The organism is Bradyrhizobium sp. USDA 4503, assembly GCF_054055815.1.
Genome location: NZ_JBSRXS010000001.1, coordinates 4836838 through 4863810, shown reverse-complemented (window position 1 = coordinate 4863810; position 26973 = coordinate 4836838). Strand labels below are relative to the sequence as shown.

Below are 26973 nucleotides of genomic sequence, written 5' to 3'. Positions count from 1 at the left end.
CGACCGGTCAATTTCTGCGCGAGGCTTCAGTCGTGTTCGACGTCATGGGCGCGGCGGATGATCGCGGTGGTCGCGGCGGCGCAAGATCGTGGATAAAATCTCTCAGTGCGTCGGTATCGAACGGCTTGCGGAGTATTTTTAGACTTGGTGGAGCTGCTTTTGCGGCATCGCTGTAGCCGGTTGTAAGGGCGATCGGCAAACCGGGGTATCGCGACCGGACTTCTCTCGCGAGCCCGACGCCATCGATGGTCCCGGGCATGACGATATCGCTGAAGACGAGATCGATCTTTGTACCGGCGTCGAGCAATTTCAGCGCCGCTTCGGCCGAATCTCGATAGATCGTGTCATAACCCAGATGCTCGAACAGCGAGGAAGTCACATCCGCCACTTCGGGGCTGTCGTCGACAACGAGAACCGTCTGCCGCTGCGGCTGCTTTGCTCTTGTTCTGGCAGCGGCCAGCTCTTTACTGGTGGTCTGCTCGTCCGCGCAGGACGGCAAGTAGATTGTAATCGTTGTTCCCTGTCCAACCTTGCTGTCCGCCGTCACCGTTCCGCCGGCCTGGTGCGCGAAACCATAGACTTGGGACAAGCCGAGCCCGGTACCCTTGCCGACCTCTTTGGTCGTGAAGAACGGGTCGAACATCTTGGACAGCAGGTTTGGCGGAATGCCGGTGCCGGTATCGCCAAGCGCGATCGCAAAGAAAGCCTTTGCGCGGCGATCGCCGCCGGTTTCCTGGTTCGCAGTCACCGCATGGACGGATAAGGTGAACGTGCCGCCGCTTGGCATTGCATCGCGCGCATTGACGGCGATGTTGACGATCGCAAGTTCCAGCTCGGCGAGGTCCACCTTGACCGATGCGACGCCCTCGCCGACGTTCTCATTGTACACGATGTTCCCGCGCAGCGAGCTCTCGATCATGGTCCGCATGTTCTTGATGGACGCATTCAGATCGACGACCGTCGGGCTGAGATGCTGATGACGAGAGAATGTCAATAATTGGCGTGTGAGGCTTTCGCCGCGTTTGGCCGCGGTCTGTATGGCTTCAATTGCCTTGGGCAGTTTTGGATCAAGCAGGCGTGTGAAGATCTGGGCGCTGCCTCCGATGATCATCAATAGATTGTTGAAGTCGTGTGCAATCCCGCCGGTCAGCTTGCCGATTGCCTCCATTTTCTGCGACATCGCGAGCTGTTCGCGTGCCTGAACCAGCTTCTCTTCCGCGTCGCGTCGCTCGGTTGCGTCCCGCAGAATACTGATGAAGCCGATCAGATTTCCTGAGTCATCATGGCTCGACGAGACCGAGCCCGTGATGAAGAACGGCGTACCATTCTTTCTGATGCGCCAACCCTCTACGTCGTACTTGCCTCTTTCGATTGCCGTCTCCAGCGCGTGTGTCGGCGAACCCGCGCGGCGTTCATCCGGCCGATAGAATATTCCAAAATGCTTGCCGATGATTTCTTCCGAGGTGTAGCCGATGATCTTTTGAGCGGTGCTATTCCAACTCGTAACGTGTCCTTCTCTATCAAGCGCAAAAATCGCATAATCGACGACGCCTTCGATAAGGGTTTGGAAGTGCCGTCTGATGCTGTCGAGCGCCGAAGCGTTCCGTTCAAGTTGACCGTTCAACTGGTCCTGCACGGAAAGCAGATGGGCTTCCGCGGTGTGACGCGTGGCGATTGCCGCTGCCAGGGCAAGAGAGGGGGCCGATACGGTGATCGAAAGCACGAGCAGTGACAACAATGCTCCGTTCGGATCCGTTTTCGGAAACGGATCATTACCGAACGCGAAACCCCAGACTGCGATTCCGGTGAAAATGAGCGCAGCCGTAGCCGCGGTGCATCGATTGCCGCGCAGACCGGTCCAGATCAACGGGAGCAAAGCCAGAAAACCCAGCAGGCTGCGATGCGGCAACGCCACGTTGAGATCGTCGCTGACGAGGTCACTGCCGATGAGCGGGCTGTAGGCTACGATCCCAATGAGACCAGCGAGGGCGATAACTGCGATCGATTCCAACAGATCCCATCTGGAGGAAATCCGTAAGGGCATCATCGCCCAGAGCACGATGACCGGAGCAATCACCAGGATCGCGGCTGCGTCGGCAAGCCACCAGGTCAGCCCGGCGGCGACGGAATCGGGAAAGCTCGGTTCGTTGACGAAGATGGATCCGGCCAAGGCGGAGAATGAACTGATCATCGCGGTCGGCGCAAAGGAGACGCCTGCAAACTTTGCGACACCGGATGGCGTGGCAAACGTCTGGCAACCGTTCGACCAGCGTCCGATCAGCCATGTCCCGGCCAGTGCAGCAAGGAGGGTGCCGATCCCGGCGGCGACAAATTCCAGGAGCGATCGGTCGGTTATCAGGTAAGGCGCGACGGCGCCCACTAGGATCGCGGGCCAGATCCGGTAGCCACGCAGCAGCATAAGCGCGAGCGCAACCCCGGTTGGCGGCCACAGCGGTGTCGCGGTCGGATTGATAGCGGGAAGGAAATGTGCGGAGGCCGCAAGGCTCCCGTAGATCGCGGTGACGATAAAAAGTTCGATCGAGTAGGTCACAGCGCTCCGAGCATCGCCAAAAGCGAAAATCCCGGCCTTATCGAACCTTGCCCGTTCCATCACAAGCCTTTGCGGTGGGCACCTCAAGAATGCGGTAGGGAACGACCTGGCACCCGGTTCCATGTCACCCGAAGGAGGGCGATCGTATTTTCGCCAAGTCGATGACCCCTGCCAAACACTCAACGCAGTTTTGACCAAAGCATGGCCGCTGGATCGAGAGTAGGGGGCGCCAGCAACTTCTGAACAAGAGACCATGGGGCAGAACCGCTGACCTAACGGCGTGGGCCTGCAAAATCGATCCGATCCCGCCGCGTGTCGGTGTAACCGCTCCGGGTCAAAGGCGAATATCGGCAAGAGCCGTTCGAGCTCAGCTTTGGGCTAGACGCCGGAACGGTGTGAGCGGTCGGCGTTCTCCGCCGCCATGTCGATGTCGATCGTGAGACACCGGAAGATTTATCCTCAACCCTAGGTAGCCAAACTCGGGCTGTATGGTACCGTGCCCTCGTCGGGACGGCATTTCCGTCCCGGATTTGGGAGGGCTATGTCATGAGATCGCCGTCGAGCCTTGTCGCGCCTTCAGCCGTCGCCGTGTTGTCAACTGTCTGGCTGTGCGGCCCGGCAGCGTCGCAAACAGACCCAGCCAAGCCGCTTCCCTCCATCACGGTCGAGGCGCCGAAGCCAGTGGCAAGGCCAAATCGTCCGACACAGGTGGTGACCACGGGGATATCTCACCGGAGATCGAGAACCACCCAGACGTCGTCGTCAACCGCTCGAGCGCCGTCGCCGGCGCCGGATTCAGTGCTGGGCAGGATTGCCGCGCTGGAGAAAGTCGCCAGCAATTGCAACGGTGGCTGCGAATCGAGCCTCCCGCATGGCAAGGACCCTTGGGTCGGGTGCAGCGAGTCGACGGGCGGACAAACCCACGGACCGTTCTCGTCGACGTGCCGAGACAACCTCACCTACAAGTCCTACGTCGATTGCGTCGAGACCAAATGGTTCCTGGGCGAGTACCGAAACAGGGCCTGGTGGCTTTGCAGCAGCCTGCAGGCCGCGGGGAAGTTTAAGGTCGCCGAACTCAAGCGACCGAAACGTCCGCGCTAGGTTCGCCGTCGGAATCCGCGCGACGGCGCGAGCTACCATTTCCTGTTCGTGATTGAGCCGTCGTTGCGGGTCCCGGAAGCAGGCCATCCGCGGCAATTCCCGCAAGGCGACTACGCCTTTGTTTCTTCCGGCCTCGGTAGAGGGGAGACGCGCTTGGCAAACTCGCGTCCCGGATAGTGCTGGCCGCAATAGGCGACGAGTTCGTCGATAAAGGATTTGGCATAAGAAGCCAGAAAGCGCTGCGGATCCCAAGCCACCGCAGTCCATCGCCCGATCGAGGCGCCCCTGTGAATCAGCGGAAAGGCGCGGACGCCTGCGGACGGGATCTGGACATTCGACGGCACGATGGCGACATCGTTGCCGCCTTTTGCCAGCGCGAGCAAGGTGTGAGGCGCTGCGCTTTCGAGGATCACGCGTGGCCTGATGTGTGCGACGTTGCAGGCGGCATCGAACCATCCGCGAGATGCGAAGTCCCGCCGCAGGAGCAGCAATGACTCTTCGGCAAGTTCGGCAATCTCCAGCTTCCGCCTGCTTGCGAAGCCATGCCGCGGCGAAACCGCAGCAAGCATATGGACGGGAGCCAGCAACCGGCGGTGATAGCCGTCGTCGGCGGCCGGAATGATCGCGAGATGAACGTCGCCCCGCTGCAGACGATCCGGAACGCGGGCACCACCATCCTCGATCAAATCGATGGCCACGGAGGGGTGCTTGCGCCGGAACAGGGGGAGGAAATTGGCGAGCACCGTTTCCATATGTTGGGTGCTGCAGCCGACGCGCAGCGCGCCGGCCTTGCCGGTTCTCAGCGCGCGGGCACGCTCGCCGAACGATTCGGCATCCTGCAGGAGACGGCGGCCGCGCCGTAGCAGATCCTCGCCTTCTGAAGTCAGTTTGATCCCGCGGCCGACGCGATCGAACAACGGAATCCCGAGTTCGTCCTCGAGCGCCTGGATCTGGCGAGAGGCCGCCGGCTGGCTCAGACGCAGCTGTTGTTGAGCGGCGGCAAAGCCGCCTGCCTCGGCAACGACGACGAAGGTGCGCAGCTGTCGAAGGTCCATTTTCAATGCACCAAATGCATGAATAGATGGATAATAAATGCATTGGACACATTGAGCAAGCCGCGACATCCTTACGCGGCCCAGCCGAGATTTGTCCAAAAGGGGAATCGCGATGTTTGACACCGAGCGTTTCGTTGCCGACTGCCGCGCAGCGTTCGCGGCGGACCCGTCTCACCGAGCCATTCATGAGGTCGTTGCCCGCGCGATGTCTGAACCGGCTGCGGTATTCAAGGGACTCGGCGAGCCGCAGCGTCCCGAAAGCCGCGCGCTCTTCCATTCCGAGACGCTGACCATCCTCAACGTGGTGTGGCCCCCCGGCTATATCGTGCCACCTCACGACCATCACATGTGGGCCGTGATCGGCGTTTATGGGGGCCGTGAGGACAACGTCTTCTGGCGGCGCATTCCGAGCGAGCCGAACAGGATCGAGGCTGCCGGCGCCAGGGCCTTGTGCGTGCGCGATACCGTGCCGCTCGGCACCGACATCATCCATTCGGTGATCAATCCAATCGACCGGCTGAGCGGCGCAATCCACGTCTATGGCGGCGATTTTTTCGCCACGGAACGGAGCAAATGGGATTCGTTGACGCTTGAAGAGGGCCGCTCCGACCGCGAAGAAGCGCGCCGCAACTTCGAACGGGCGAGCGCGCGTTACGAAGCAAGTCTGCGCGAGGCCGCCGGCTGACTGCAGCGCGCTTAAAGAAGTAGCCCATCCATGCTTGCTTGCAGATGTATGACCCAAAAGTCGAGCCACACATTCAGTGTCGTCCCGGGCTTGACCCGGGACCCATAACCACAAATGACAGTAGTTGCGCGACGCTGGGGCCGCAGCCCTCTTCAACAACACAGCCCTGTGGTTATGGGTCCCTGCTCCCGTGCGCAATTGCGCACTAGGCAGGGGCGACGATTGTGGATGGAGGCCGTGCCACACATTCGCTGTCGTCCTGGCCTTTGCCAGGACGACGCATCGGGAGGATCGCGGGCCCGTTCAGCCCGCCGGTCCGGAGCGGCCCCCAAAAACAAAAACGCCCCCGCGACGGGGGCGTTTTGCGTGTGGTCGCCGGGGCGATCCCGAAGCGGACTTTAGTCCTTCTTGAGGAAGCCCGAAAATTTCTTCTGGAAGCGCGAGACGCGGCCGCCGCGATCCATCAGCTGCTGGGTGCCGCCGGTCCAGGCCGGGTGCGACTTGGGGTCGATGTCGAGGTTCAGCGTGTCGCCTTCCTTGCCCCAGGTCGAGCGGGTCAGGTACTCGGTGCCGTCGGTCATGACGACCTTAATCGTATGATAATTCGGATGAATATCGGCTTTCATGACAGTTCCTTCGGCGCGCCGGCGCCCGTCTCAAGATGTCTGGAATACGGGATTTGCGTGGGTCTATAACCCATGGAGCCCGCCAAAACAAGCCAAGAAAGGGCCTAAGCCCATCACCGGATTGGGACTTTACCGGATTTGCCAGCCGGGGGTCGGCGGGCCTATGTGGGGGGCGATAGAACCGGTCTAGATTGATGAGCGTAGCCGAACAGCTTGAGACCCCGCGCGGCGCCCCGCAGCCTCCGCGCGACGCGTTGCTCGATGAGGAAGCCTTCATCGAGAGCCAGATCACGGAGCCGGCGAAGAGCCGTGCCCGGTTGCGGCCGTTGCTTGCGCTCGCGCCCTATGTGGCGCGCTACAAGGGCCGGGCGATCCTCGCGCTGATCTCGCTGACGATCGCCGCGATCACCACGCTGATCGTGCCGGTCGCGGTGCGGCGGATGATCGACATGGGCTTCACGCCCGAAGGCATCGCGATGATCAACAGCTATTTCAGCGTGATGATCGCGGTCGTCGCGGTGCTCGCCTGTGCCAGCGCCTCGCGCTATTACCTCGTGATGACGATCGGCGAACGCATCGTCGCCGATCTCCGGCGCGACGTGTTCGCGCATCTGATTTCGCTGTCGCCCTCGTTCTTCGATTCCGCGCGATCAGGCGAATTGGTGTCGCGGCTCACCGCCGACACCACTCAGATCAAGTCCGCGGTCGGCGCGTCGGTGTCGATTGCGCTGCGCAATCTGATGCTGTTCTTCGGCGCCGCCGCGATGATGGTGATCACCAGCCCGCGGCTGTCCGGCTTCGTGCTGCTCGCGATCCCGATCATCGTGATTCCGCTGGTGGCGTTCGGCCGCTGGGTGCGGCGGCTGTCGCGCACCGCCCAAGATACGCTGGCCGATGCCAGCGCCTATGCCTCCGAACTGGTCAACGCGATCCGCACCGTGCAGGCCTATACCGGCGAACGGCTCGCCAGGACGCGCTTTGCCGGCGAGGTCGAGCAGGCCTATCAAGCCGCGCGCAGCTCGACCAAAGCACGCGCGGTGCTGACGCTGATCGTCATCTTCATCGTGTTCGCCAGCGTCGTCGTGATCCTCTGGGTCGGCTCGCACGATGTGCTGGTCGGAACCATCAGTCCGGGCCGGCTCGGCCAGTTCATTCTCTATACGGCGTTCGCCGCGAGCGGCCTCGGCCAGCTCAGCGAGGTCTGGGGCGAGGTCTCGGCCGCATCGGGCGCCGCCGAGCGGCTGTTCGAGATCTTGCGCGTCAGGCCGCAGATCGCGGCGCCCGCGTCGCCGCGCGCGCTGCCGCAGCCGGCGCGCGGCGATGTCGGTTTCGACGATGTCAGCTTCGCCTATCCGACCCGGCCCAACGCGCTTGCGGTCGATGAAGTGTCGCTCTCGGTCCGGTCAGGTGAGAAGGTCGCGATCGTCGGCCCGTCCGGCGCCGGCAAGAGCACGCTGTTCCATCTGCTGCTGCGCTTCTACGATCCGAAATCGGGCACTATCTCGCTCGACGGCGTGCCGATCCGGCAGGCCGATCCGGCCGAGGTGCGCGCGCGCATCGCGCTGGTGCCGCAGGATTCCGTGGTGTTCGCCGCAAGCGCCCGCGAGAACATCCGGTTCGGCCGGCCCGATGCCAGCGACGCCGAGGTGGAGCGTGCCGCCGATCTCGCCCATGCCACCGAGTTCCTGCGCCGCCTGCCCGATGGCTTCGACGCCCAACTCGGCGAGCGCGGCGTGACGCTGTCCGGCGGCCAGCGCCAGCGCATCGCGATCGCGCGCGCGATCCTGCGCGACGCGCCGCTGCTGCTGCTCGACGAGGCGACCTCGGCGCTCGACGCCGAGAGCGAGACGCTGGTGCAGACCGCGCTGGAGGAGTTGATGCGCCACCGCACCACGCTGGTGATCGCGCATCGGCTGGCGACCGTCTTGTCCTGCGACCGCATCCTGGTGATGGACCAGGGCAGGATCGTCGAGCAGGGCACCCACGCCGAACTGGTCGCCGCGGGCGGACTCTACGCCCGGCTGGCCCGGCTGCAATTCGAGGGGATCTGAAAGAATTGGGGCTCGGCGCGCTCCGCCTATGCGATTCCTATGCAATCGGGGGCGCGCTCCCCTCGAAAACCTATTCCTGCGCAAGGATAGTCGCGCCGCGCCCGACCTCCATCGACAGCCGAAGGACGTCCGGCGCGCGGGGTGTTCGACTGATGCGCGAGAATGCGACCGAACCGGAGAGCAAGCTGCTCCGTGCCTGGCAGCTTGCCGTGCTGCGCTTCGCAGTGACGCTCGACGACGACGATCGGATGCACGCGCTCGGTGTGGCCGGCGAGGTCGACCGGCTGGGCGGCGCGGCCGATGACGCCTTCCACTTCTTCCGCAGGACGACCGCGGAGCTGTGCGCGGCGATCTCCGGTCAGGGCGCGGATCAGGATGCCGTCATCCGGCGGTTCCTGGCGCAGATCGACAATGTCAGGCTCAAGCGTGCGGTCGAAGCGGCGTTAGCCAGGGACCGCACGCCGCCGAAACTCGTGGCGAGCCGCGTGAAGCCCGGCGCCGATCTCTGGCGCGGGCTGCCGTCGCGGCGTGCAACCGGAACGTAGGAAGGGCCTCACTCTGCAATCGCCATCACGGCGCGGCGGATATTCCGTCACAGCATGTCGCCACAACCCTGGCCGGCTTGCTGCGATCAGTGCGATGCGCTTCTCTGTGCTCGACAGGAGACCGGTCGGTTTCGGAATGCGGGGAGTGGCGAGATGGGTGGCTTGATGATCAGCGGCGGCCGGGTGGTGGATCCGGCCAGCGGGAATGGACGCGATCGGCGATGTCGCCGTGGTCGACGGCAAGATCGCCGCGGTCGGCACCGGCCTCGGCGGTTCCGAACGGCAGATCGACGCGACCGGGCTCGTGGTGGCGCCGGGCTTCATCGACCTGCACGCGCATGGCCAGACCATTCCAGCCGACCGCATGCAGGCGTTCGACGGGGTGACGACCTCGCTCGACCTCGAGGCCGGCGTGTTGCCGGTCGCGTCCTGGTACAAGCGCCAGGCCGAGAAGGGCAGGGTGCTGAACTACGGCGCCGCCGCCAACTGGGCCTTCGCGCGCATCGGTGCGATGACCGGCTCGAATTCGGAGAGCTCGCTGGAATCGTTTGGTGCCGCGATGCGCGATCGCCGCTGGATCGAAAACGTCGCGACCGAAGGCGAGGTCGGCGGCATCCTGGAGCGCCTCGCCAATGCACTGAACGAGGGCGGCATCGGCATCGGCATTCTCAACGCCTATGCGCCGGGCGCCGGCGTGCAGGAATTGACCGCGGTGTGCCAGCTCGCGGCGGATCATGCGGTGCCGACCTTTACCCACGTCGCCTACATGTCGCGGATCGATCCCGAGAGCGCGGCGGAAGCCTATATCCGCCTGATCGGCTATGCCGGCGCCACCGGCGCGCATATGCACATCTGCCACTTCAACTCGTCGAGCAAGACGGATATCGAGCGCTGTGTCGCGCTGATCGCGAAAGCGCAGGCGCAGGGCCTGCCGATCACGGTGGAGGCCTATCCCTACGGCACCGGCTCGACCGTGCTGGCGGCGACCTTCTTCAGCGATCCGAAATTCGAGGAGCGCAACGGCCTCGGCTACGATTCGGTGCAGCGCGTGACCGACGGTCACCGCTTCGGCAGCCGCGAGGAATTGCTGGCGGCACAGGCCGAAGAGCCCTCGACCTTGGTGCTGTGGCATGTGCTCGACATCGAGAACAACGCGCATCATCGCGATCTGCTCGATATGGCGGTGCTGTATCCGGGCGGCGCGATCGCCTCCGACGCGATGCCGTGGACGCTGTCGGACGGCCGCCCCTACAGCGGCGACGCCTGGCCGCTGCCCGACGATGCCACCTCGCATCCGCGCTCGGCCGGCTGCTTCACCCGCTTCATCCGTGAATGGGTGCGCGAGCGCAAGAAAGTGTCGCTGCTCGAGGGCATCCGCAAATGCGCGCTGATCCCGGCCGAGATCCTGTCGGCGAGCACGCCGGCGATGCGGGCCAAGGGCCGGCTGCAGGTCGGCGCCGACGCCGATGTTGTGGTGTTCGACTACGAGACGCTGAGCGATCGCGCGACCTTCTCGGCGATGAATCGTCCGGCGGAGGGCGTGCGGCATCTCGTGGTCAGCGGCCAGCCGCTGATCAGCGATGGTGTGCTCGATGTCGCGGCGCGTCCCGGCCGGCCGGTGCGCCGGCCTATCACGGGGGGCTGAGGTGCCGGTCCCGATCCTGCTGGTCGCGGGCTTCCTCGGGGCGGGCAAGACCACGGTCGTCAACCATCTGCTGGCGCATGCGCAAGGGCGGCGCATCGCCGCCGTGGTCAACGATTTCGGTGCGATCAATATCGACGCCGAGCTGATCGCCGGCGCCAGCGACGGCGTGGTCAGCCTGAGCAATGGCTGCATCTGCTGCACGCTGGAGGGCGCCCTGCTGCGCACGCTCGCCACGTTGCTGCGGCGTGATCCGCGTCCCGAATTCATCGTGATCGAGACCAGCGGGATCGCCGATCCCGCCGACATCGTGCGCAACCTGATGGATCCCGTGATCTGGAAGGAGGCGCCGCTGGAGACCGTGCTGTGCGTGGTCGACGCGACGCAGCCTGCGGCGATGCTGAACGATGCGCTGCTGCGCTCGCAGCTCCGGGCGGCGGATGTGGTGGCGCTGAGCAAGGTCGATCTGACTGACGCCGCTGCGTGCGCCGCGATCCGCGACGCCGTGCGCGCGGTGCGTCCGGCGGCCGTGGTGGTCGATGCCTTGCATGGCGAGGTGCCGGCCGCGCTGCTGTTCCCAGCGGACCTCGATCATGTGTCGGCGCCGCGCGAGACCGCGCCGCGACGGCCGTCGTCCGATCGCTTCGACACGCTGAGCTGGACCTCGGAGCGGCCCGTCGTGCTGCCGCGCTTGCAGCAGGCGATCGGCAGACTGGCGCCGAAGCTGGCGCGGGCGAAGGGATTGTTCGAGACGGTGGAGCAGCCCGGGCGGCTGACCGTGCTTCACCTCGCCGGCGGCCGCGCGACCTTGGCTGCGGGCGGCGTGCCGTCGCCCGGCGTGCCGCGCACGCGCATCGTGTTCATCGCCGAGATGGGTGCGCTGTCGCGCGCGGAGATTGATGAGGTGATGCAGGGATGCGTCGAGGCTCAGTGACGCGAACCTACGTTTCCCGTCATACTGAGGTGCGAGGGAAGCGGCGTCTCGAAGGATGAATCGGCCACCAGCCGGGCCGTGCATCCTTCGAGACGCGCGTGCCGCGCTCCTCAGGATGACGGGTTGCCTTTCGGCGTCAGCCCTCGACGTCGCTGTGTCATCGCCGCAGCAGCATCTCGCAAAGCATGTGTGCGACAATCGCATCGAATTGACAGCCTTGCCGGCACCACCTATCGTTTTTGCCGACGGTTCCCTTCGGGGATCAAAAGGGAATGCGGTGCGAGGGTAACCCCAATGCCGCAGCTGTCCCCGCAACTGTAAACGGCGAGCCTTTCGTCAATTTTGCCACTGGGCCATCGGCCCGGGAAGGCGTCGACAGGCGATGACCCGTGAGCCAGGAGACCTGCCGTCAGTCGTGGTCACACGCGAGTACATCGGGCGGGGGCGTCCTGGTGGGATCGGAGCACTGCCTTTTTTGGCAATGCGCCAGTCCACGTTCGCGGTGACGTGCCACGTTACCGCGAGTCCTTTTCATGTCTCCGTCCTCTCCCGTTGCGCGCAAATGGCGCCTCGGTCTTCTCTGCTCCCTGTCATCATTGTTGTTGCCGGTCGAAGGCTCGGCACAAACGCCGCCACCAACCAGACTCGATCCGATTGAGGTCGCGCCTTCCGCTGCGGCAAAGCCGAAGCCTGCGGCGCGCAGCCGTGACATGACCGCTGCGGCGCGGCCACGGCCGAGGCCTGCAACAGCCGGCAACGCCCCGCGCGTCGCGGCGTCGGGCGTACCGGGATCGGCATCGCCGACGCTCAATGCCACCACGCAGGGCGGCACCGGCAGTCGTCTCAACCTGACGCCGCTGCAGACGCCGGCCAGCGTCGAGATCATCACGGCGCAGACCATCGCTGAACGCGGCCAGCATAATGTGCTCGATGCCGTCACCCAGGACGCGGCCGGGTTCGTCGCAACGCCGGCGCCAGGCAATGGCGGCCTGTCGTTCAGCACCCGCGGCTTTGCCGGCAGCAACTCGGTGATGACGCTGTATGACGGCACGCGCTTCTATATCGGCTCCGGCACGCTGACGTTCCCCTATGACACCTGGTCGACGCAGCGCATCGAAGTGCTGCGCGGCCCGGCCTCGGTGCTGTACGGCGAAGGCGCGATCGGCGGCGTCATCAACGTGATTCCGAAGAAGCCGCAGAGCACGCCCTATAACGAGGCCGAGGTTTCGCTCGACAGCAACATGACGCGGCGGCTCTCGGTGGACAGCACCGGTCCGATCAATCCCAATGTGTCGTACCGCATCAACGCCACCGGCAACATGTCGGACAGCTGGGTCGATCGCGACAAGACCTCGAACGCGGTGGTCTCCGCTGCCGTGCGGGTGCAGGCGTCGGACAATCTCGCCTTCACGCTCTCGGAAGATTACGGCGATCGCAGCCCGTCGCGCTATTTCGGCACGCCGCTGATCAACGGCGCGATCCAGGACGCGCTGCGTTTCAAGAACTACAATGCAGCGGACAGCGCGATCCGCTATCAGGACAGCTGGACCCGGTTCAAGACCGAGTGGGACGTCGCCGACGGCATCAAGGTCAACAACACGCTGTATTACCTGACCAGCGAGCGGCACTGGCGCGACATCGAGAACCACACCTGGAATCCGAAGACCCAGCTGATCGATCGCACGAGCTATATCGAGATCTTCCACGACCAGAAGCAGCTCGGCAACCGGATGGATACGACCTTCAGCGGCCACGTGTTCGGCCTTGCGAACCAGGTCGTCGCCGGGTTCGACGTCAACCGGATCGACTTCACCCATACCAACAACTCGCCCTATGGCGGCGCGTCGTCGGTCAATCCTTATGTGTTCGATCCCGGATCGTTCTTCGCCACGACGACGGCGACCACGCCGGGCTTCAACGCGATCGTCAATCAATACGCGCTGTTCGCCGAGGATCGGCTCTCGCTGACCGATCAGTTGTCGCTGGTGACCGGGGTCAGGTATGATCGCCCCGGAGTGGACCGCACCGACTACAAGACGCCGGCAAACAGTTTTGAGACGACGCTATCGGGCACTAGCTGGCGCGCGGGCCTCGTTTACGAGCCGATCAAGAACCTCGCGTTCTATGGCCAGTACGCGGTCGGCGTCGATCCGGTCAGCAATCTGATCTCACTGTCGACCACGCAGAAGACATTCCAGCTTGCGACCGGCAAGCAGACCGAGATCGGGGTCAAGCAGTCGTTCTGGGGCGGCCGCGGCGAGTGGACGCTGGCCGCCTACGAGATCGTCAAGACCGGGCTCACGATTCCCGATCCCGGCAACCCTACCGGCGGCGTGGCATTGCAGATCGGCCAGCAATCATCCCGCGGGGTCGAAGGATCGATCGGGCTCGCGCTGAACGACGGCTGGCGCGTCGACGCCAATCTTGCGCTGTTGCGCGCCAGATACGACAACAACAGCCAGGTGGTCGGCGGCAAGATCGTCAGCTTCAACGGCAATGTCCCGGTCAACGTGCCGCAGCAGGTCTCGAATGTCTGGCTGACCTGGGATTTCGCGCCCAACTGGTCGGTCTATGGCGGCGTGCAGATCGTCGGTGCGATGTACTCCGATCTTGCCAACACCCAGCTGCGTCCGGGCTACAATGTGGTCAATGGCGGCGTCAGGTGGAAGCCGGATGACCGCACCACGGTCGCGTTCCGCGTCTACAACCTGTTCGACAAGGCTTACGCGGCGACCTCGAACGGCACCGGGCAGTGGCTGCTAGGCATGCCGCGTACCGCCGAATTGTCCGTCAACGTGAAGTTCTGACCATGCGCAACGCTCTGATCCGGCGCGGGCGGCGGTGGCTCTATATCGTCCATCGCTGGATCGGCATTGCGACGTGTCTCCTGTTCGCGATGTGGTTCATCTCCGGCCTTGTCATGATGTACGTGGCCTTTCCGCGCCTTACCGACAGCGAGCGCCTCGCCGCGCTTCCTGTCATTCCCTGGAGCAAGGTGCGGGTCACGCCTGATCGCGCGATGGCGATCGCAGGTGTCGAGCGTTATCCGCGTGACCTGCGGCTTTCGATGATGGACGACACGCCCGTCTATCGGGTGACCGCCTGGAAGGCAGGGACGATCACCATTTCGGCGACCGACGGCAGCGTGATCGACCGGATCACGCCCGACCAGGCGCTGGCCATTGCCGCTCATCATCCGCATGCCGTGCAGCCTCGCTTGATCGAAACGATCACGCGCGACCAATGGTCGGTGACCGCGCGCTTCGATCCGTTGCGGCCGCTCTATCGGATCGGCCTCGGGGACGCCGATGGCACCGAACTCTACGTTTCCTCGCGCACCGGCGAGATCGCGCTCGACACCACGCGGCGCGAGCGCGTCTGGAATTGGCTCGGCTCGATCCCGCACTGGATCTATCCGACCGTGTTGCGCAAGGACGGCCCGCTGTGGCGGGATGTGGTGCTGTGGATCTCGGGTGTCTGTCTTGTCGTCGCGGTCACCGGCTTCTGGATCGGCGTCCTCCGCCTGCGGCTGATGCGCCGCTACGCTGATGGCGCCGTCTCGCCCTATCGCGGCTGGATGGCCTGGCATCACATCGCCGGCCTGGTCGGCGGCATCTGCGTCTTGACCTGGATGTTTAGCGGCTGGCTGTCGCTCAATCCCGGTGGCGCGTTCTCCGGCCGCGGCGTCACCCGCGAGATCGCGATCGGCTATAGTGGCCATGACACGGCCGACATCGTCGCCGGCTTCCAGTCGTCGCCATCGATGCCTGCGGTGGAGGCCCGCTTCGTCTGGATCGGCGGACACCGGTTAATGTTGCTCGACGACGGCAACGGCGGCCGCAGCATCGCCGATCCTGTGACCGGTGCGCGGATGCCCCTCTCGCGCGACGAGGTCATCGCTGCCGCCCGACACGCAATGCCCGGCGCTGCGATGACATCAGCGCGGCAGCTCGATGAACCCGACGCCTATTGGTACACGCTGCACCAGGCGCGCGAGCTTCCGGTATTGCGGATCGGGTTCGACGATCCCGCCCGCACCTGGCTGCACATCTCCCCCGTCACCGGCGAGATCCTCGAGCGCAGCGACGACAGCCGCCGGTCCTACCGCTGGCTGTTCAACGCGCTGCACAGCCTCGATGTCCCGCTGCTGCTGCGCATCTGGCCGGCGCGCGACGTCGTGGTGTGGCTGCTATCGGCGGCTGGTACGATTATCTCGATCAGCGGGATCGTGATCGGGTGGCGCCGGTTGCGGCGGCGGAAGGTACGAGGCAGGCGCGTGTCGGCGGGCCTCGTGCGCACACCCCCGTAAGGCGCGATTACTTGGCGGTCAGGTGCACGTCCGGCGCCGGCCGATCGGGGGCCCATTCCAGTGCAAACCGCTGACCGGCGATGATCTCATAGGTCGAGAGCTTGGATGCGACCGCATCGCGGAAACGGAGATAGGCATCGCGCTGCCGCCCGTTCGAGCGGGCCGCGGCCAGATTGAGCCATTTGTAGGCCAGCACGAAATCCGTCGGAACGCCGTGACCCTTGTCGTACATCAGGCCGAGCTGGGCCTGCGCGAACGGGTCGCCCTGCACGGCGCCGCGATAGTAGCAGTCGGCGGCGGCTGCGTAGGCCTGCGGCACGCCGAAGCCGTGCTCATACAAGAAGCCGAGCATGCCGAGAGCGCGCGGATTGCCGCGCTCGGCGGCCGGCGCGAGCTCCCGAGCCGCCCGGACATAGTCGCCGCGATGGAAGGCGGCCGATCCGCGCGCGACGCTGTCGGCGCTCGCGACAGAGGCGGTCATCGCCCAAAGCGCGATCGCAAGCGAAGCCGAGAGGCCCGTCCGTTGTGCGAGAACGCGGCGCATCCTGCTGCCCGGCTCAGTGATAGCTGGTGGTGATCGGCGCATTGGTCGATGTCGTGGCGATGCTGCCGCGCAATTTCGATCGAAGCTCCTCGGCCACAGTCTGGGCGTCGGAGCCGTTGCGGATGATCTGCGGGCGGATGAAGATGATCAGCTCGGTACGCTGGGTGCCGTTGCTCTGATGTCCGAAGGCGTCACCGAGGCCCGGAATCTGGTCGAGCACCGGAAGCGCGTTGCGGGCGCCGCTCTGCTGTTCGCTGATCAGGCCGGCCAGCAGCACGGTCTGACCGTTGGCCACCGAGATCTGGCTCTTGACCCGTCGCTCCGAAACGGTCGGCGTCAGGTTGACCGTGCTGCCGCTGCTTTGGGGAACGTTGCTGATCTCCTGCTCGACATCGAGCCGCACGGTGCCGTTCACGCTGACGCGTGGCGAGACCTTCAGGATGATGCCGGTGTTGCGATAGTCGATGGTGTTGACGACGGTGTTGCTCGTGGTCAGCACCGTCGCGCTGCCGGTCGAGACCGGGACGACGTCGCCGACCTGCAGGGTCGCGACCTGGTTGTTGATCACCACCAGCGAGGGATTGGACAGCACCTTGACGCTGGTGACGGCGTGCAGCGCATCCAGGATCAGGCTCGGCTGCGTTGCATTTCCGATCAGGAAGTTGAAGCCCGGGAAGCTCTGGTTGATGAAGGCATTGGTGAGCGACCCCGCGACCGAGACCGCGCCGGTGGTCGCGTCGGTGGTGGTCGCGGGAGCGGAAGTGGCCTGGGTGCCGAGGATCGAGCCGGTGTTCGGCTTCAGGCCGAGGTTCTGGCTGGTGAGATAGGTCTGCACGCCATAGGACAAGGTGTTGTTGAGCGTGACCTCGGCGATCGTCGCGTCGATCGCGACCTGGAGCTGCGGCTCGTCGATCTGCAGCAGGGTCGACTCGATAATGCGGTAGTTGGCCTGGTCGGCATAGATCAGGAGATTGTTGTTCACGACATCGGGCGTGATCCGGACGTCCTGCATGACGGGCTGCCCGTTGCCGCCGCCGGCACCGCGTCCGGCATCCAGCGCGGCATTGTTGCCCTGGCCCGGATTGTTGGGATTGTTCGCTTGCCCGCCGGCGCCGAATCCCTGGCCAAGGCCCTGGCCTGTTGCGCCTGTCCCCGACGTGCCGCGGGATGCGAAGCCGCTCATGCCTGAATTCGCGCCGTTGTTGTTGTTGAGCGACAGACGGTCGGCGACGCTCGAGGTCGACGAGGTGCCGGAGCCGGGCGCGAGCTGGCTGTCGGCACTGTCGAGCAGGTTGCCAGACGATCCGCCAAGGAACATGTCGGTCAGGACCCGCGCGATCTGGCGCGCATCGCCGTATTTGACGCGGTAGACATGGACCGAGGTGCGCGCCGTGTCGTTGCGGTCGAGGCGCTTGATCCAGGTCGCGGCCGTGTGCAGCATGTCGGGCTTCTTGGTCACCACCAAAATCGCGTTCAGGCGCGCGATCGGCATGAACTTGATGACATTCTGGCTGAGGCCGTTCTCGCCGGAATCGACGATCTTCTCCAGCTCGGCAATGACAGGCGCGGGCGAGCCGCTCGAGATCGGGAAGATGCCGACGGATTGGCCGCGCATCCAGTCGACGTCGAAACTGAGCACGGTATCGACCGCGGTGCGGCGCTCGGCGCCGGTGCCCTGGATCAGCAGCAGGTTGCGTGTCGTGTCGGCGCGGATCGCGCCCGCCCTGGTGGCGAAGCTGTCGGTCAGCTTCATGAGGGTCTGCGCCGACACATATTGCAGGGGGACCACCGAGATGCCGAATCCGGGTTCGGGATTGGCCGCCGCAGCATCGACGCGGCCGCCGCCGACGGCGTCGCCGAGCGGCGTCAGGCGATAGCCTGCCGTATCCTTGAGCAGCACAACGCCGCTCAGGCGGAGTGCGTTTTCAAGCACGAACACCATGTCGGACTTCGGCACCGGGCGGACCGAGACCAGGCTGACCGTGCCCTGCACCCGCGGGTCGATGGTGTAGCCGACATGCAGGATGTCGCCGAGCACCACCTTGGCGACGGTCGCCACCGGCGTGCTCTCGAAATTCAGATCGAAGCCATTGCCGTTCGACGCCGGTTGCGGCCGCGCGTCCGCGACCGCCGTCACTTCGCTTCCGTCATACATCGCCGCGCGGACGCTGCCGCTCTGGCTGCCGCCCGTCGCCGCCAGTGCGTTCACCGGTTGCGGCTGGCGCTGCGCCAGATCCAGCGAGCGCACCTTGTCGGTGACGTCGAGTTGGGATGCGTCCACGCTCTCGCCGACCGTCGCGGAATTGCAGGACGCCAACAGCCCCAGTGACGTCAAGGCAAAAATGGCTGCGAGGCCGCCACGGATCGTCGGGCAGCGGCCCACTGTGCCTACGCGTTGCATGAAGGCCCTTCGCTTTGACTAACTGAAATTTCGATTGCTTGCGACGATCGGTCCTACCCCGGAGGGACTCTTAGCGATCGAACATGACAGAAATAAATTGGTTACATGATTGTCGTTCGCGACCTGCCCATCGCATCGCACCGAAATCGTGCTGCCGGCGCGCTGCTTGTGTCCGCGATGCCACCCTCAAAGTTTCTTGAGCGCGACGAATGATGTGACTTCGCACAGCTGTCACACTTCGGATCGATAACCGCACAATTGCCGGGAGCCGAACGCGACGGCACGCAGCGGCGCTTGGCACGAACTGATCCGGGATAGTGTGGCGGGATATCGAGAATGGCCAACGACCTGTCCGTTCGGTTCGTGGATTATCTGCGTCAGAACAATCACCTGGCGCCGAGCGATGGACCGGCTGAGCGGACCGGGCAGGGCGCCGATGTCAGGCAATTGAAGCTGTGGGAGGTCACCAGCCTCTCCCCGACCGAATTCGCCGACGAAGCCGCGCGCTTCTTTGCGCTCGGCCGCCTGACGCTCCAGGAGATGACCTCGGCCGAACCGCTGGCCGGGGCGTTCTCGCCGCGCTTCCTGCGCGAGACCATGGTCTATCCGTGCCGGGCGGCCGACGGGACCACGGTGCTCGCGGTCGTCGACCCGACCGATCAGGCGACGCTGCGCGCGGCACAGATCGTGCTTGGCGCTGATATCAATGTGAAAGTGGCATCGTCGGAAGACGTCGCCATCGCGCTGAACAACTCTTCCAGCACTGAAGAGGCCGAGGCCGCCGATAGCGCGGCGGCGCTGCCCCGCGAAGACGACATCGAGAGCCTGCGCGATCTCGCCAGCGGCGCGCCGGTGGTGCGCGCGGTCAACGATCTGATCGAAAAGGCGGTCGAGCTTCGCGCCAGCGACATCCATATCGAGCCGTTTTCCGGCGGGCTGATGGTGCGCTTACGGGTCGATGGTCTGCTCCGGCCGGTCGCCGCGCTGTCGGGCGTGCTGCCCCAGGCGGTGGTCTCCCGCATCAAGATCATCGCCAACCTCAATATCGCCGAGCGCCGCCTGCCGCAGGACGGCGCGGCGCGGCTGCGGGCCGGTCGCACCGACATCGATATCCGCGTCGCGATCATGCCGACGCAGCACGGCGAATCCTGTGTCATCCGCATCCTGCCCAAGGATCGCGGCTTGCTGGTGGTCGAAAAGCTCGGATTCTCCGAGCCTGACGAAGCCAAGCTGCGGCGGCTCTTGAAGCTGCCGCACGGCATGGTCGTGATCACGGGGCCGACCGGCAGCGGCAAGACCACGACGCTGGCGACGATCCTGTCGATCCTCAATGAGCCGAGCCGCAAGATCCTGACCATCGAGGATCCGGTCGAATACGAGCTTCCCGGCGTCAACCAGTCCCAGATCAAGCCCGCGATCGGCCTGACCTTCGCCACCGCCCTGCGGTCCTTCGTTCGCCAGGACCCTGACGTGATCATGGTCGGTGAAGTCAGAGATTCCGAGACCGCGCATGTCGCGGTGCATGCGGCGCTGACCGGGCATCTGGTGCTGACGACGCTGCACACCGAGACCGCGGCTGCCGCGGTGCCGCGTCTGCTCGACCTCGGGGTCGAAGGCTATCTGTTGCGTTCGGTGCTGCGCGGCGTGATCGCGCAGCGTCTGGTCCGGCAACTCTGCGAGCGCTGCAAGACGGCGCGGCCGCTTGCAACAGCCGATTTCGCCGAGGACCCCCGGCTCGCCGCGCTCGGCTTCAAGGCCGACGAGATCATTCAGGAGCCATGCGGCTGCGAGCGCTGCGGCGGGACCGGCTATCGAGGCCGCCTCGGCGTGTTCGAACTGCTCGAACTGTCCAATGAACTGCGCGAACTGATCGGGGAGCGAACCGACGGGCTGAAGATCGATACGATGGCGATCCGCTCGGGCATGACCACGATGCTCGACGATGGGGTCGCCAAATGCCGCGCCGGATTGACCTCGCCCGCCGAGATCCTCCGCGTCGCAACGGTGCGGTGACGCCGTGCCGAATTATCGCTATCGCGCTCTGACCCAGGCCGGCGAGATCGTGAACGGCACGATCTCCGCCCCGACGGCGGCCGAGGTGGCGCGGCGGATCGAATATCTCAAGCTGCTGCCGATCGAAACCACCGAGGACAAGCGCGCATCCGGCGCCGTCGGCGCCCGCAGCCTGTTCGGCGGGCCGAGCGCGGCCGAGGTCACTACGTTCACGCGTGATCTCGCACTGCTGCTCAAGGCCGGTGCGCGTCTCGACGATGCCTTGGAGCTGCTGTCGGGCGACGCCGATGTCGGCCGGATGCGTCCGGTGGTGGCGAAGATTCGCGCTGCCCTGCTCACCGGCGAGAGCTTTGCCGATGCGGTGTAGCGGATCATCCAACCCTGTTCCAGCCGATGTACATCGCCCTGGTCCGGGTGGGGGAAATCTCCAGCACGCTCGATTCCGTGCTGGAGATGCTGGGCACCGAGCGCGCGCGTTCCGAGCAGATGCGGCGAAAGCTGACCGACGCCATGCAATATCCGGCCTTCGTGCTGGTCGCGGCGTCCGGTGTGATGCTGTTCTTCCTGCTGTTCGTGTTGCCGCAATTCTCGACCGTGCTCGGCGATTTCGGCGGCAAGTCGGACACGGCGCTCGCCAGCTTCATTGCGGTATCGGATTTCCTGCGCGCCAATGCCACCGCGGCAAGCCTGATCAGCGCGGCGACGATTGCGCTCGCATGGTGGCTGCTGCGGCAGGCGCGCGTGCGCGCCGCGTTGGTCAATGGAATTTCGCGGGTGCCGGGCATCAGCAGCGCTTTCCAGTTCTATCGGGCCAGCCTGTTCTGCCGCAATCTCGGCGTCCTGCTCGGCAGCGGCGTCAACCTCACCGCCGCGTTGCGCATCCTGGTCGACATCATGTCAGTGACCGGAAACGAGGCGAACTGGACCGCCGCCGCCGACCGCGTCCGCCATGGCGGCAAATTGTCGGAAGCACTCGCCGTGGCGGACAGTCTGCCGCCGATGGCGGTCCGCATGCTGCGGCTCGGTGAAGAGACCGGGCAGCTGCCGGTGCTGGCCGGGCGGGTCGCGGAATTCTACGAAGCAAAATTGCAGCGCAGCCTGGACCGGGTCGTCGGCATCGTCGGTCCGCTGGCGATCATCACGATCAGCACCGTCGTCGGCGGACTGATCGTGTCGGTCATGACGGCGCTGCTCTCGGTCACGCAGCTAGTCGGTTAGAGCAGGGGTCATCGGCCATGATATCGCGCAACACCATCATAAAGGCATTCGCCACGCGAGTGGAACGCGCTCGCGCGCCGTCGCAAAGCCAGAGGCGTTCGGGGCAGGAGGGCTTCACGCTGGTCGAGATGCTGGTGGTGATCGCGATCATCGGCCTGATCATGGGGCTGATCGGCCCGCGCGTGCTCAACTATCTCAGCGAATCCAAGGTCAAGACCGCGCGCATTCAGTTGCAGAGCTTCTCCAGCGCGCTCGACCTGTTCTATCTCGACGCCGGGCGCTTCCCGTCCACGGCTGAGGGGCTTGCCGCGCTGGTGCGGCGCACGCCGGGGGTCGCGGCCTGGAACGGCCCGTATCTGAAGGGCGGCAACGTGCCAAACGATCCCTGGAACCACCCCTATCTCTATCACTCGCCCGGCGAGCACGGACCCTATGACATCGTCTCCTACGGCTCCGATGGTCAGGAGGGCGGCAGCGGCACCTCGGCCGATATCTCGCTCGAGAAGACCACCGCCGCCAACAACGACCAATAAGGATGCATCGCAAGCATGAGTGACGCGACGCAGCGCGGTTTCACCCTGCTCGAGATGGTGTGCGTGCTCGCCATCATCGCGCTGCTGGCGGCCGTGCTGCTTCCGTTCATTCCGCACCAGACCTCGCGATCGCGCCTGCAGGCCTATGCATTGCAGACCGCGACGCTGCTGAAGGCCGATCGGAATGCCGCCATCGAGCGCAGCACCAGTGTTGCGACGCTGGTCGATGCGCCGAGCCGGGTGATCCACTCCGGCGCGTCGCGCATGACGGTGCGGATCCCCGAAGACGTGCGGTTCGATGCCGTGCTGCCGCAGAGCTGTCAGCGCCGCGCCGCACTGTCGACGATCCGCTTCTTCGCCAATGGCGGTTCCTGCGGCGGCTCCATCGCGCTGACGCGGCTCGATGCGGGATATGAGGTCCGCGTCAACTGGCTTACCGGAAGGGTTGAAATCGTTGCTCGCGACGTCGCCGCCAACTAACCGCACTGATGCGGGGTTCACCATCATCGAGGTGCTGGTGGCGCTGGCGCTGGTGGCCGTCTCGATCGTTGCGATCGGCGCCGTCATGGGCGTCAAGACGCGCGGCGTGCGGGCGCTGGAGCAGCACGTGGCGCTGATGCAGGCGGTGCGCACCTTGATGACGGTCGGCATCCCGCCCCGCGCGGAATTGCAGTCGGGCACCTCGACGGGGCAGGCGGAGGGCTACCGCTGGACGATTGATGTCAGTCCGCTCGGTGGCGACTGGAAAGTGCCCGAGGGCAATGTGCCCTGGGCTCCGGAGCTGGTACGGATTCGCGTCAAATCTCCGGGCGGTGCGCTGTCCGACATTCGCACCGTGCGCCTGATGCCGAGGTCGTCGGAATGACCCGGGCATGGGCAGACCAGCGAACGGGCGAGCGCGGCTTCACGCTGATCGAGACCATCGTCGCGCTGGCGCTGATGGGGCTGTTGCTGTCGGCGCTCGCCAGCATCACGGCGCAGTGGCTGCCGAGCTGGAACAGGGGCCTCGACCGGATCCAGCGCAGCGAATTGATCGGGATCGCGCTGGAGCGGATCGGCGCCGATCTTGCGGCCGCGGAGTTCGTTGCCGCCAACCGCGACAGCCACAAGCCGCTGTTCGACGGATCGGAGTTGTCCGTGATGTTTGTGCGCACGTCGGTGGGGCCGAATGCCGGGCCGGGGCTCGACGTGGTGCGCCTTGGCGAGACGCGCGATCGCGGCGAGTTCGTCACGGTTCGCACGCAGACGCGGTTCACGCCGCTGGCTGAAGGGGTGTCGCGGTCGGAACAGGTCCATCTCGCCAGCCCGGTGGTGCTGCTGCGCGCGCCCTATCGGCTGTCGTTCGCCTATGCCGGTGCTGACCGGGCCTGGAAGAGCGCGTGGAAGGACGCGGACAGACTGCCGGCGATGATCCGGCTGACCGTGCGCGACGCGGCGAGCCAGCGCGTCCTGTCGGTTTCGACCATCGCGCCGGTCCATGTCCAGATTCCGAGCGACTGCACCAAGCCGGACGGCAATTGCGGCGACAAGCAGAGTTCCGGCAGTGCCACCGATCAGGGGAAGACGTGATGGGCGCGTCCGGCAAGATCGGCCGATCGCCGGCCAATCGCGGTTTCGTCATCGTTGCGGTGCTCTGGATCCTGCTGGCGCTGTCGTCGCTGGCGATCATCTTCTCGGCGTATCTGGCCGCGTCGGCGCGCGCGCTGGCGGCCAGCAATCTGTCGTTGCAGACCGAGGCGCTGGTGTCGGCCGGGGTTGAGCTCACCGCCTATCAGCTGACGCTGACGGACGAGAAGACGAGGCCGCAGCAGGGGACGTTTCATTTCGGTCTCGACGATGCCAGCGTCGATGTCACCTTCACGTCGGAGGCCGGCCGCCTTGATCTGAATTATGCATCGAAGGAGATGCTGATCGGCCTGTTCGTCGTGCTCGGTGCCCGCAAGGACGCCGCCGCCGAATATGCCGACCGGATCGTCGGCTGGCGAACCCGGCCCGCGCCGGGCAGCGAGAACGTGGAGGCGGCGCGCTACAACGCGCTTGGCTATTCGCCGCGGCAGGGGCTGTTCACCCATGTTAACGAGCTGGCGCTGGTCGCCGGCATCCCCGAAGCGTTTGTCGATCGCGTGTTGCCATTCGTGACGGTGTTCAACGGTGGTCCGGACGTTGATCCGACCATTGCCGCGCCGGAAGTCGCTCTCGCCGTCGATAAGGCACCGGGGAAGGACCAGGACGGCTTCGGGGCGCGCCCGGCTTCGCCGAACGGAATCGCTGCCGGAACGCAGGCCCCAAGCCAGCAAAGCGCGGCATCGACGGCGCAGAGCCCGTGCTACCGGATCGCAATCTCGATCCGCTTCCGCAACGGTCACCGGACCACATCCGAGGCGGTGATCGCACTCGGTGACAAGGTCGAGCCCTATCGGGTGTTGTCCTGGCAAAACGACGTCGAGGCGCGAATTACGGCTCTGCCGCGCAGGAGAGGTTGATGGCAATGCTTGCCGAGGCACGGCAATGGTTCGAGCAATGGATCGCCGCGGTCGCGACGGCCGTCGACGGCGTCGCCGGCATGTTCATGCGCCGGCGCAGCATCGAGCTCGACGAGAATGGCGATGGTACGTTCACCGCCCGCCTCGCGGTCTCGAAGGATGGCTCGCCTTCGATGCCGGTTTCGTTCCGGCTCGATCACGATGCGCCGCAGCCTCCGCTGCCGGCGGAGTGGAAGACCGCGTTCGACGGCAGCCGCATCGAGGTGCGTTTGCGATCGGATCAAATCGTCAGCCGCGTGCTCGATTTCCCGAGCCAGGCAAGTGACTTCCTCGACGGCATGATCCGCGCACAGGTCGACCGGCTGACTCCATGGAGCGCTGCCGATGCCGTGTTTGGCTGGAGTTCGCCGCAACCGATCGCCAATGACCGCATCGAAGTCGCGTTCGGCGCGACCGCGGCGGCGAAGGTCGATCCGTTGATCCGGATGGCGAGGATGCTCGGCGCCGCCTCCGTCGCGGTCTTCGCGCCGGCGGTTGGCGGCGACGGCGCCGCGCAGCAGGTGACGCTGCTCGACAAGTCGCTGCGCGGCCTTGCCGGGCCTTCGGTTCCGCGGCTGTTGCGCGTCAGCCTGGTCTCGACGGCGGCCGCGGCCGCGGTCTCGCTGCTGCTGAACATCTATCTCGGCGGGTGGCTGCAATCCGAGCAGGACGACCTGCAACACCGGATCGCGCAGCGCCGCGCCGCGCTGCGTCTCGATGCCAATGGCGACTCGTCCGGGCTCGGCCTGCTGGCCAAGCGCAAGCAGACGACGCCGTCGAGCGTCATGGTCCTGGAAGCGGTCTCGCGCGTGCTGCCCGACACGACCTATGTGACGGAGCTTCGCATCGAGGGCAACAAGGCGCAGGTGGTGGGACTGACCCAAGATGCGCCATCCCTGATCCGGCTGCTGGAGCAGTCGCCGCAATTCACCCGCGCGACGTTCTTCGCGCCGACGACGCGTGCGGCAAATGAATCGGCCGAGCGGTTCCACGTCGAGGCCAACATCACTGCTTATTTTGGGTCCGGCTCATGAGCGCAGCATCCCGATCGCTGACCGCTGTCAGCACCTCGCCAATGGTCGCGACCGCGAGCTATCTCGGCCTGTTCGTGCTGCTGCTCTTTGTCGTCATCTCGTCGCTCTCGGACATCATCGGCCTGCGCAGCGATGTTGCGGCAGCGGCCGGATTGCTGGAGCAACTGGAGGGGCGATCCAGGGCGAATACCGCGCCAGGTCAGCCGGCGATGCCGACCGGCTCGGCCTATCTCGAGGGGGCGACCGTCACGGTGGCCGGCGCCACCCTGCTGCAACGGGTGTCGGGTGCGGTGATCAAGGCCGGCGGCAACGTGCTGTCGACGCAGCTCGATGTTCCCAACGCGCCGGCCAAGGCCGGCTTCATCAGCATGGTCGCGAGCAGCGAGATCGAGCAGGCGCAATTGCAGCAGGTGCTCTACGATCTGGAAGCTGGCATGCCGTTTTTGTTCATCGACCAACTGGTCGTGCAACCCGTCGCCGACGAGGCCGCCAAGGGCGCCGATCCCGGCAAGCTGCGCGTGCTGCTCGGCGTCTCCGGACAATGGCGAGGAGCGAAATGATGCGACGCTTCGCAGCGACCATCGTGCTGTTGGCAGTGTCGGCCTATTCGGCGCCGGCCGCGGTGCCTGCCCCGTCCGGCGATGCATTGGACGCCGGGATGCTCGACGATACCCGTCTCGGCGGACCGGTGCTGAGTTCACCGCCGCCGTCCGAGCTGGTGACGTCGGTCCGGGTGACACCGTCGCCGGCACCGACACCCCGGCCGCTTAGCGCCAATCCGTTGTGGGGCATCCCGCTCAAGACGCTGTCCAACACGCGCGACCGGCCGGTGTTCTCGCCGTCGCGGCGGCCGCCGCCTGCCGTCGTTGCGGAACCGGAGGTCAGCAAGCCGGCGCCGCCGCCGCCGCGCAAGGTCGCGATCGAGCCACCGCCGCTGTCGCTGGTCGGCACCATCGCGGGAGATGACGAAAGCTTCGGGATCTTTCTCGATCAGTCGACCAAGACGGCGCTGCGGCTGAAGATCGGCGACGACTTCCAGGGATGGAAGCTGCGGTCCATCAACGGCCGCGAAGTCACGATGCAGAAGGACGATCAGGGGGCCGTGCTCACATTGCCCCAGCCCGGTGGCGACGAGAGCGGCGATGTCCGCCTGGTTCCGGTCAGCAGCGAAAGGAAGCCCTTGGCCGCGCGGCGCCAGATGTGACCGCG

General features: G+C 65.3%; 20 protein-coding genes, 2 pseudogenes and 1 riboswitch. Of the genes and pseudogenes, 17 read left to right on the top strand and 5 right to left on the bottom strand.

The annotated features are described in order from the left end of the window. Positions 1 to 7: 7 nt before the first annotated feature. Together ACVMIH_RS23445 and ACVMIH_RS23440 are read right to left on the bottom strand one after the other, a co-directional pair. Positions 8 to 2611 (bottom strand): MASE1 domain-containing protein, encoded by a 2604-nt coding sequence (locus ACVMIH_RS23445; protein WP_057017711.1) that lies wholly within the window; start codon positions 2609 to 2611, stop codon positions 8 to 10. 1151 nt (positions 2612 to 3762) lie between these two features. Next, a complete protein-coding gene (locus ACVMIH_RS23440) occupies positions 3763 to 4830 on the bottom strand; it encodes a LysR family transcriptional regulator (RefSeq protein ID WP_156436250.1) in 1068 nt (355 codons plus the stop codon). On the opposite strand from ACVMIH_RS23440, the gene ACVMIH_RS23435 reads away from it, so the two are divergent. Then, positions 4820 to 5392 carry a hypothetical protein gene (locus ACVMIH_RS23435; protein WP_057017714.1) on the top strand — a complete coding sequence of 191 codons (573 nt, stop codon included), beginning with the start codon at positions 4820 to 4822 and terminating at the stop codon, positions 5390 to 5392. The two genes, ACVMIH_RS23440 and ACVMIH_RS23435, sit on opposite strands and share 11 nt — an antisense overlap. Before the next feature lie 398 nt (positions 5393 to 5790). Here the strand turns inward: ACVMIH_RS23435 and rpmE are convergent, their stop codons facing one another. Then, a complete protein-coding gene (gene rpmE, locus ACVMIH_RS23430; protein WP_016845230.1) occupies positions 5791 to 6018 on the bottom strand; it encodes a 50S ribosomal protein L31 in 228 nt (75 codons plus the stop codon). Between the two features lie 194 nt (positions 6019 to 6212). Here rpmE and ACVMIH_RS23425 point away from each other — a divergent pair, with 194 nt between their 5' ends. The 6 genes and pseudogenes from ACVMIH_RS23425 (at position 6213) to ACVMIH_RS23400 (ending at position 15499) form a co-directional block, all read left to right on the top strand. Next, positions 6213 to 8069 (top strand): ABC transporter ATP-binding protein/permease, encoded by a 1857-nt coding sequence (locus tag ACVMIH_RS23425; protein ID WP_057017715.1) that lies wholly within the window; start codon positions 6213 to 6215, stop codon positions 8067 to 8069. A gap of 152 nt (positions 8070 to 8221) precedes the next feature. Continuing rightward, the gene (locus tag ACVMIH_RS23420) at positions 8222 to 8614 is read left to right on the top strand and encodes a hypothetical protein (RefSeq protein ID WP_245311509.1); all 393 of its coding nucleotides are present in this window, start codon (positions 8222 to 8224) and stop codon (positions 8612 to 8614) included. A gap of 153 nt (positions 8615 to 8767) precedes the next feature. After that, positions 8768 to 10259, top strand: a pseudogene (locus ACVMIH_RS23415) (amidohydrolase family protein). 1 nt (position 10260) lies between these two features. After that, on the top strand, positions 10261 to 11190 hold the full coding sequence (locus ACVMIH_RS23410) for a CobW family GTP-binding protein (RefSeq protein ID WP_156436251.1): 930 nt from the start codon (positions 10261 to 10263) through the stop codon (positions 11188 to 11190). A gap of 229 nt (positions 11191 to 11419) precedes the next feature. Next, positions 11420 to 11615: riboswitch (cobalamin riboswitch) on the top strand. Between the two features lie 108 nt (positions 11616 to 11723). After that, positions 11724 to 13997: a TonB-dependent receptor gene (locus tag ACVMIH_RS23405; protein WP_456855165.1), complete on the top strand. Its 2274-nt coding sequence runs from the start codon at positions 11724 to 11726 to the stop codon at positions 13995 to 13997. A 2-nt stretch (positions 13998 to 13999) separates the two neighbouring features. Further along, positions 14000 to 15499, top strand: coding sequence for a PepSY domain-containing protein (locus ACVMIH_RS23400; protein ID WP_456863482.1), 1500 nt, complete (start codon positions 14000 to 14002; stop codon positions 15497 to 15499). A gap of 7 nt (positions 15500 to 15506) precedes the next feature. Here ACVMIH_RS23400 and ACVMIH_RS23395 read toward each other — a convergent pair whose 3' ends face one another. Together ACVMIH_RS23395 and gspD are read right to left on the bottom strand one after the other, a co-directional pair. After that, positions 15507 to 15980 (bottom strand): tetratricopeptide repeat protein, encoded by a 474-nt coding sequence (locus ACVMIH_RS23395; RefSeq protein ID WP_253625332.1) that lies wholly within the window; start codon positions 15978 to 15980, stop codon positions 15507 to 15509. 76 nt (positions 15981 to 16056) lie between these two features. After that, complete coding sequence (gene gspD / locus ACVMIH_RS23390) at positions 16057 to 18444, bottom strand: type II secretion system secretin GspD (protein ID WP_283067618.1); 2388 nt, start codon at positions 18442 to 18444, stop codon at positions 16057 to 16059. Between the two features lie 336 nt (positions 18445 to 18780). Between gspD and ACVMIH_RS23385 the strand changes: the two genes are divergently transcribed. The 10 genes and pseudogenes from ACVMIH_RS23385 to ACVMIH_RS23340 all read left to right on the top strand — a co-directional run bounded on the left by ACVMIH_RS23385 (position 18781) and on the right by ACVMIH_RS23340 (position 26968). Then, complete coding sequence (locus ACVMIH_RS23385) at positions 18781 to 20457, top strand: GspE/PulE family protein (RefSeq protein WP_456855168.1); 1677 nt, start codon at positions 18781 to 18783, stop codon at positions 20455 to 20457. Positions 20458 to 20461: 4 nt separating this feature from the next. Continuing rightward, positions 20462 to 21675 (top strand): annotated as a pseudogene (locus ACVMIH_RS23380) (type II secretion system F family protein). A gap of 17 nt (positions 21676 to 21692) precedes the next feature. Then, entirely contained in the window at positions 21693 to 22208 is a 516-nt protein-coding gene (gene gspG, locus ACVMIH_RS23375) for a type II secretion system major pseudopilin GspG (protein WP_456855170.1), read from the top strand. Positions 22209 to 22223: 15 nt separating this feature from the next. Then, positions 22224 to 22688, top strand: a complete 465-nt coding sequence (locus ACVMIH_RS23370) for a type II secretion system protein (RefSeq protein WP_050386340.1) — start codon at positions 22224 to 22226, stop codon at positions 22686 to 22688. Continuing rightward, complete coding sequence (locus ACVMIH_RS23365) at positions 22654 to 23073, top strand: prepilin-type N-terminal cleavage/methylation domain-containing protein (protein ID WP_245311511.1); 420 nt, start codon at positions 22654 to 22656, stop codon at positions 23071 to 23073. The genes ACVMIH_RS23370 and ACVMIH_RS23365 overlap by 35 nt, the downstream gene beginning before the upstream one ends. Further along, the gene (locus ACVMIH_RS23360; protein WP_456855171.1) at positions 23070 to 23777 is read left to right on the top strand and encodes a PulJ/GspJ family protein; all 708 of its coding nucleotides are present in this window, start codon (positions 23070 to 23072) and stop codon (positions 23775 to 23777) included. The genes ACVMIH_RS23365 and ACVMIH_RS23360 overlap by 4 nt, the downstream gene beginning before the upstream one ends. After that, positions 23777 to 24691, top strand: coding sequence for a general secretion pathway protein GspK (locus tag ACVMIH_RS23355; RefSeq protein WP_456863478.1), 915 nt, complete (start codon positions 23777 to 23779; stop codon positions 24689 to 24691). Before ACVMIH_RS23360 ends, ACVMIH_RS23355 begins: the two co-directional genes overlap by 1 nt. Next, positions 24691 to 25764, top strand: coding sequence for a PilN domain-containing protein (locus ACVMIH_RS23350; RefSeq protein WP_456863475.1), 1074 nt, complete (start codon positions 24691 to 24693; stop codon positions 25762 to 25764). The genes ACVMIH_RS23355 and ACVMIH_RS23350 overlap by 1 nt, the downstream gene beginning before the upstream one ends. Beyond that, positions 25761 to 26324: a type II secretion system protein GspM gene (gspM, locus tag ACVMIH_RS23345; protein WP_063790101.1), complete on the top strand. Its 564-nt coding sequence runs from the start codon at positions 25761 to 25763 to the stop codon at positions 26322 to 26324. Before ACVMIH_RS23350 ends, gspM begins: the two co-directional genes overlap by 4 nt. Beyond that, positions 26324 to 26968 carry a hypothetical protein gene (locus ACVMIH_RS23340; RefSeq protein WP_456863472.1) on the top strand — a complete coding sequence of 215 codons (645 nt, stop codon included), beginning with the start codon at positions 26324 to 26326 and terminating at the stop codon, positions 26966 to 26968. The genes gspM and ACVMIH_RS23340 overlap by 1 nt, the downstream gene beginning before the upstream one ends. The last annotated feature ends 5 nt before the right edge of the window (positions 26969 to 26973 follow it).

Excerpts from the sequence above, each read along its gene's own strand:
- ACVMIH_RS23445 (WP_057017711.1), bottom strand. The coding sequence starts at position 2,611 with ATGGAACGGGCAAGGTTCGATAAGGCCGGGATTTTCGCTTTTGGCGAT.
- ACVMIH_RS23435 (WP_057017714.1), top strand. The coding sequence starts at position 4,820 with ATGTTTGACACCGAGCGTTTCGTTGCCGACTGCCGCGCAGCGTTCGCG.
- rpmE (WP_016845230.1), bottom strand. The coding sequence starts at position 6,018 with ATGAAAGCCGATATTCATCCGAATTATCATACGATTAAGGTCGTCATG.
- ACVMIH_RS23425 (WP_057017715.1), top strand. The coding sequence starts at position 6,213 with ATGAGCGTAGCCGAACAGCTTGAGACCCCGCGCGGCGCCCCGCAGCCT.
- ACVMIH_RS23420 (WP_245311509.1), top strand. The coding sequence starts at position 8,222 with ATGCGCGAGAATGCGACCGAACCGGAGAGCAAGCTGCTCCGTGCCTGG.
- ACVMIH_RS23405 (WP_456855165.1), top strand. The coding sequence starts at position 11,724 with ATGTCTCCGTCCTCTCCCGTTGCGCGCAAATGGCGCCTCGGTCTTCTC.
- ACVMIH_RS23400 (WP_456863482.1), top strand. The coding sequence starts at position 14,000 with ATGCGCAACGCTCTGATCCGGCGCGGGCGGCGGTGGCTCTATATCGTC.
- ACVMIH_RS23395 (WP_253625332.1), bottom strand. The coding sequence starts at position 15,980 with ATGACCGCCTCTGTCGCGAGCGCCGACAGCGTCGCGCGCGGATCGGCC.
- gspD (WP_283067618.1), bottom strand. The coding sequence starts at position 18,444 with ATGCAACGCGTAGGCACAGTGGGCCGCTGCCCGACGATCCGTGGCGGC.
- ACVMIH_RS23385 (WP_456855168.1), top strand. The coding sequence starts at position 18,781 with ATGGCCAACGACCTGTCCGTTCGGTTCGTGGATTATCTGCGTCAGAAC.
- gspG (WP_456855170.1), top strand. The coding sequence starts at position 21,693 with ATGATATCGCGCAACACCATCATAAAGGCATTCGCCACGCGAGTGGAA.
- ACVMIH_RS23370 (WP_050386340.1), top strand. The coding sequence starts at position 22,224 with ATGAGTGACGCGACGCAGCGCGGTTTCACCCTGCTCGAGATGGTGTGC.
- ACVMIH_RS23360 (WP_456855171.1), top strand. The coding sequence starts at position 23,070 with ATGACCCGGGCATGGGCAGACCAGCGAACGGGCGAGCGCGGCTTCACG.
- ACVMIH_RS23355 (WP_456863478.1), top strand. The coding sequence starts at position 23,777 with ATGGGCGCGTCCGGCAAGATCGGCCGATCGCCGGCCAATCGCGGTTTC.
- ACVMIH_RS23350 (WP_456863475.1), top strand. The coding sequence starts at position 24,691 with ATGGCAATGCTTGCCGAGGCACGGCAATGGTTCGAGCAATGGATCGCC.
- gspM (WP_063790101.1), top strand. The coding sequence starts at position 25,761 with ATGAGCGCAGCATCCCGATCGCTGACCGCTGTCAGCACCTCGCCAATG.
- ACVMIH_RS23340 (WP_456863472.1), top strand. The coding sequence starts at position 26,324 with ATGCGACGCTTCGCAGCGACCATCGTGCTGTTGGCAGTGTCGGCCTAT.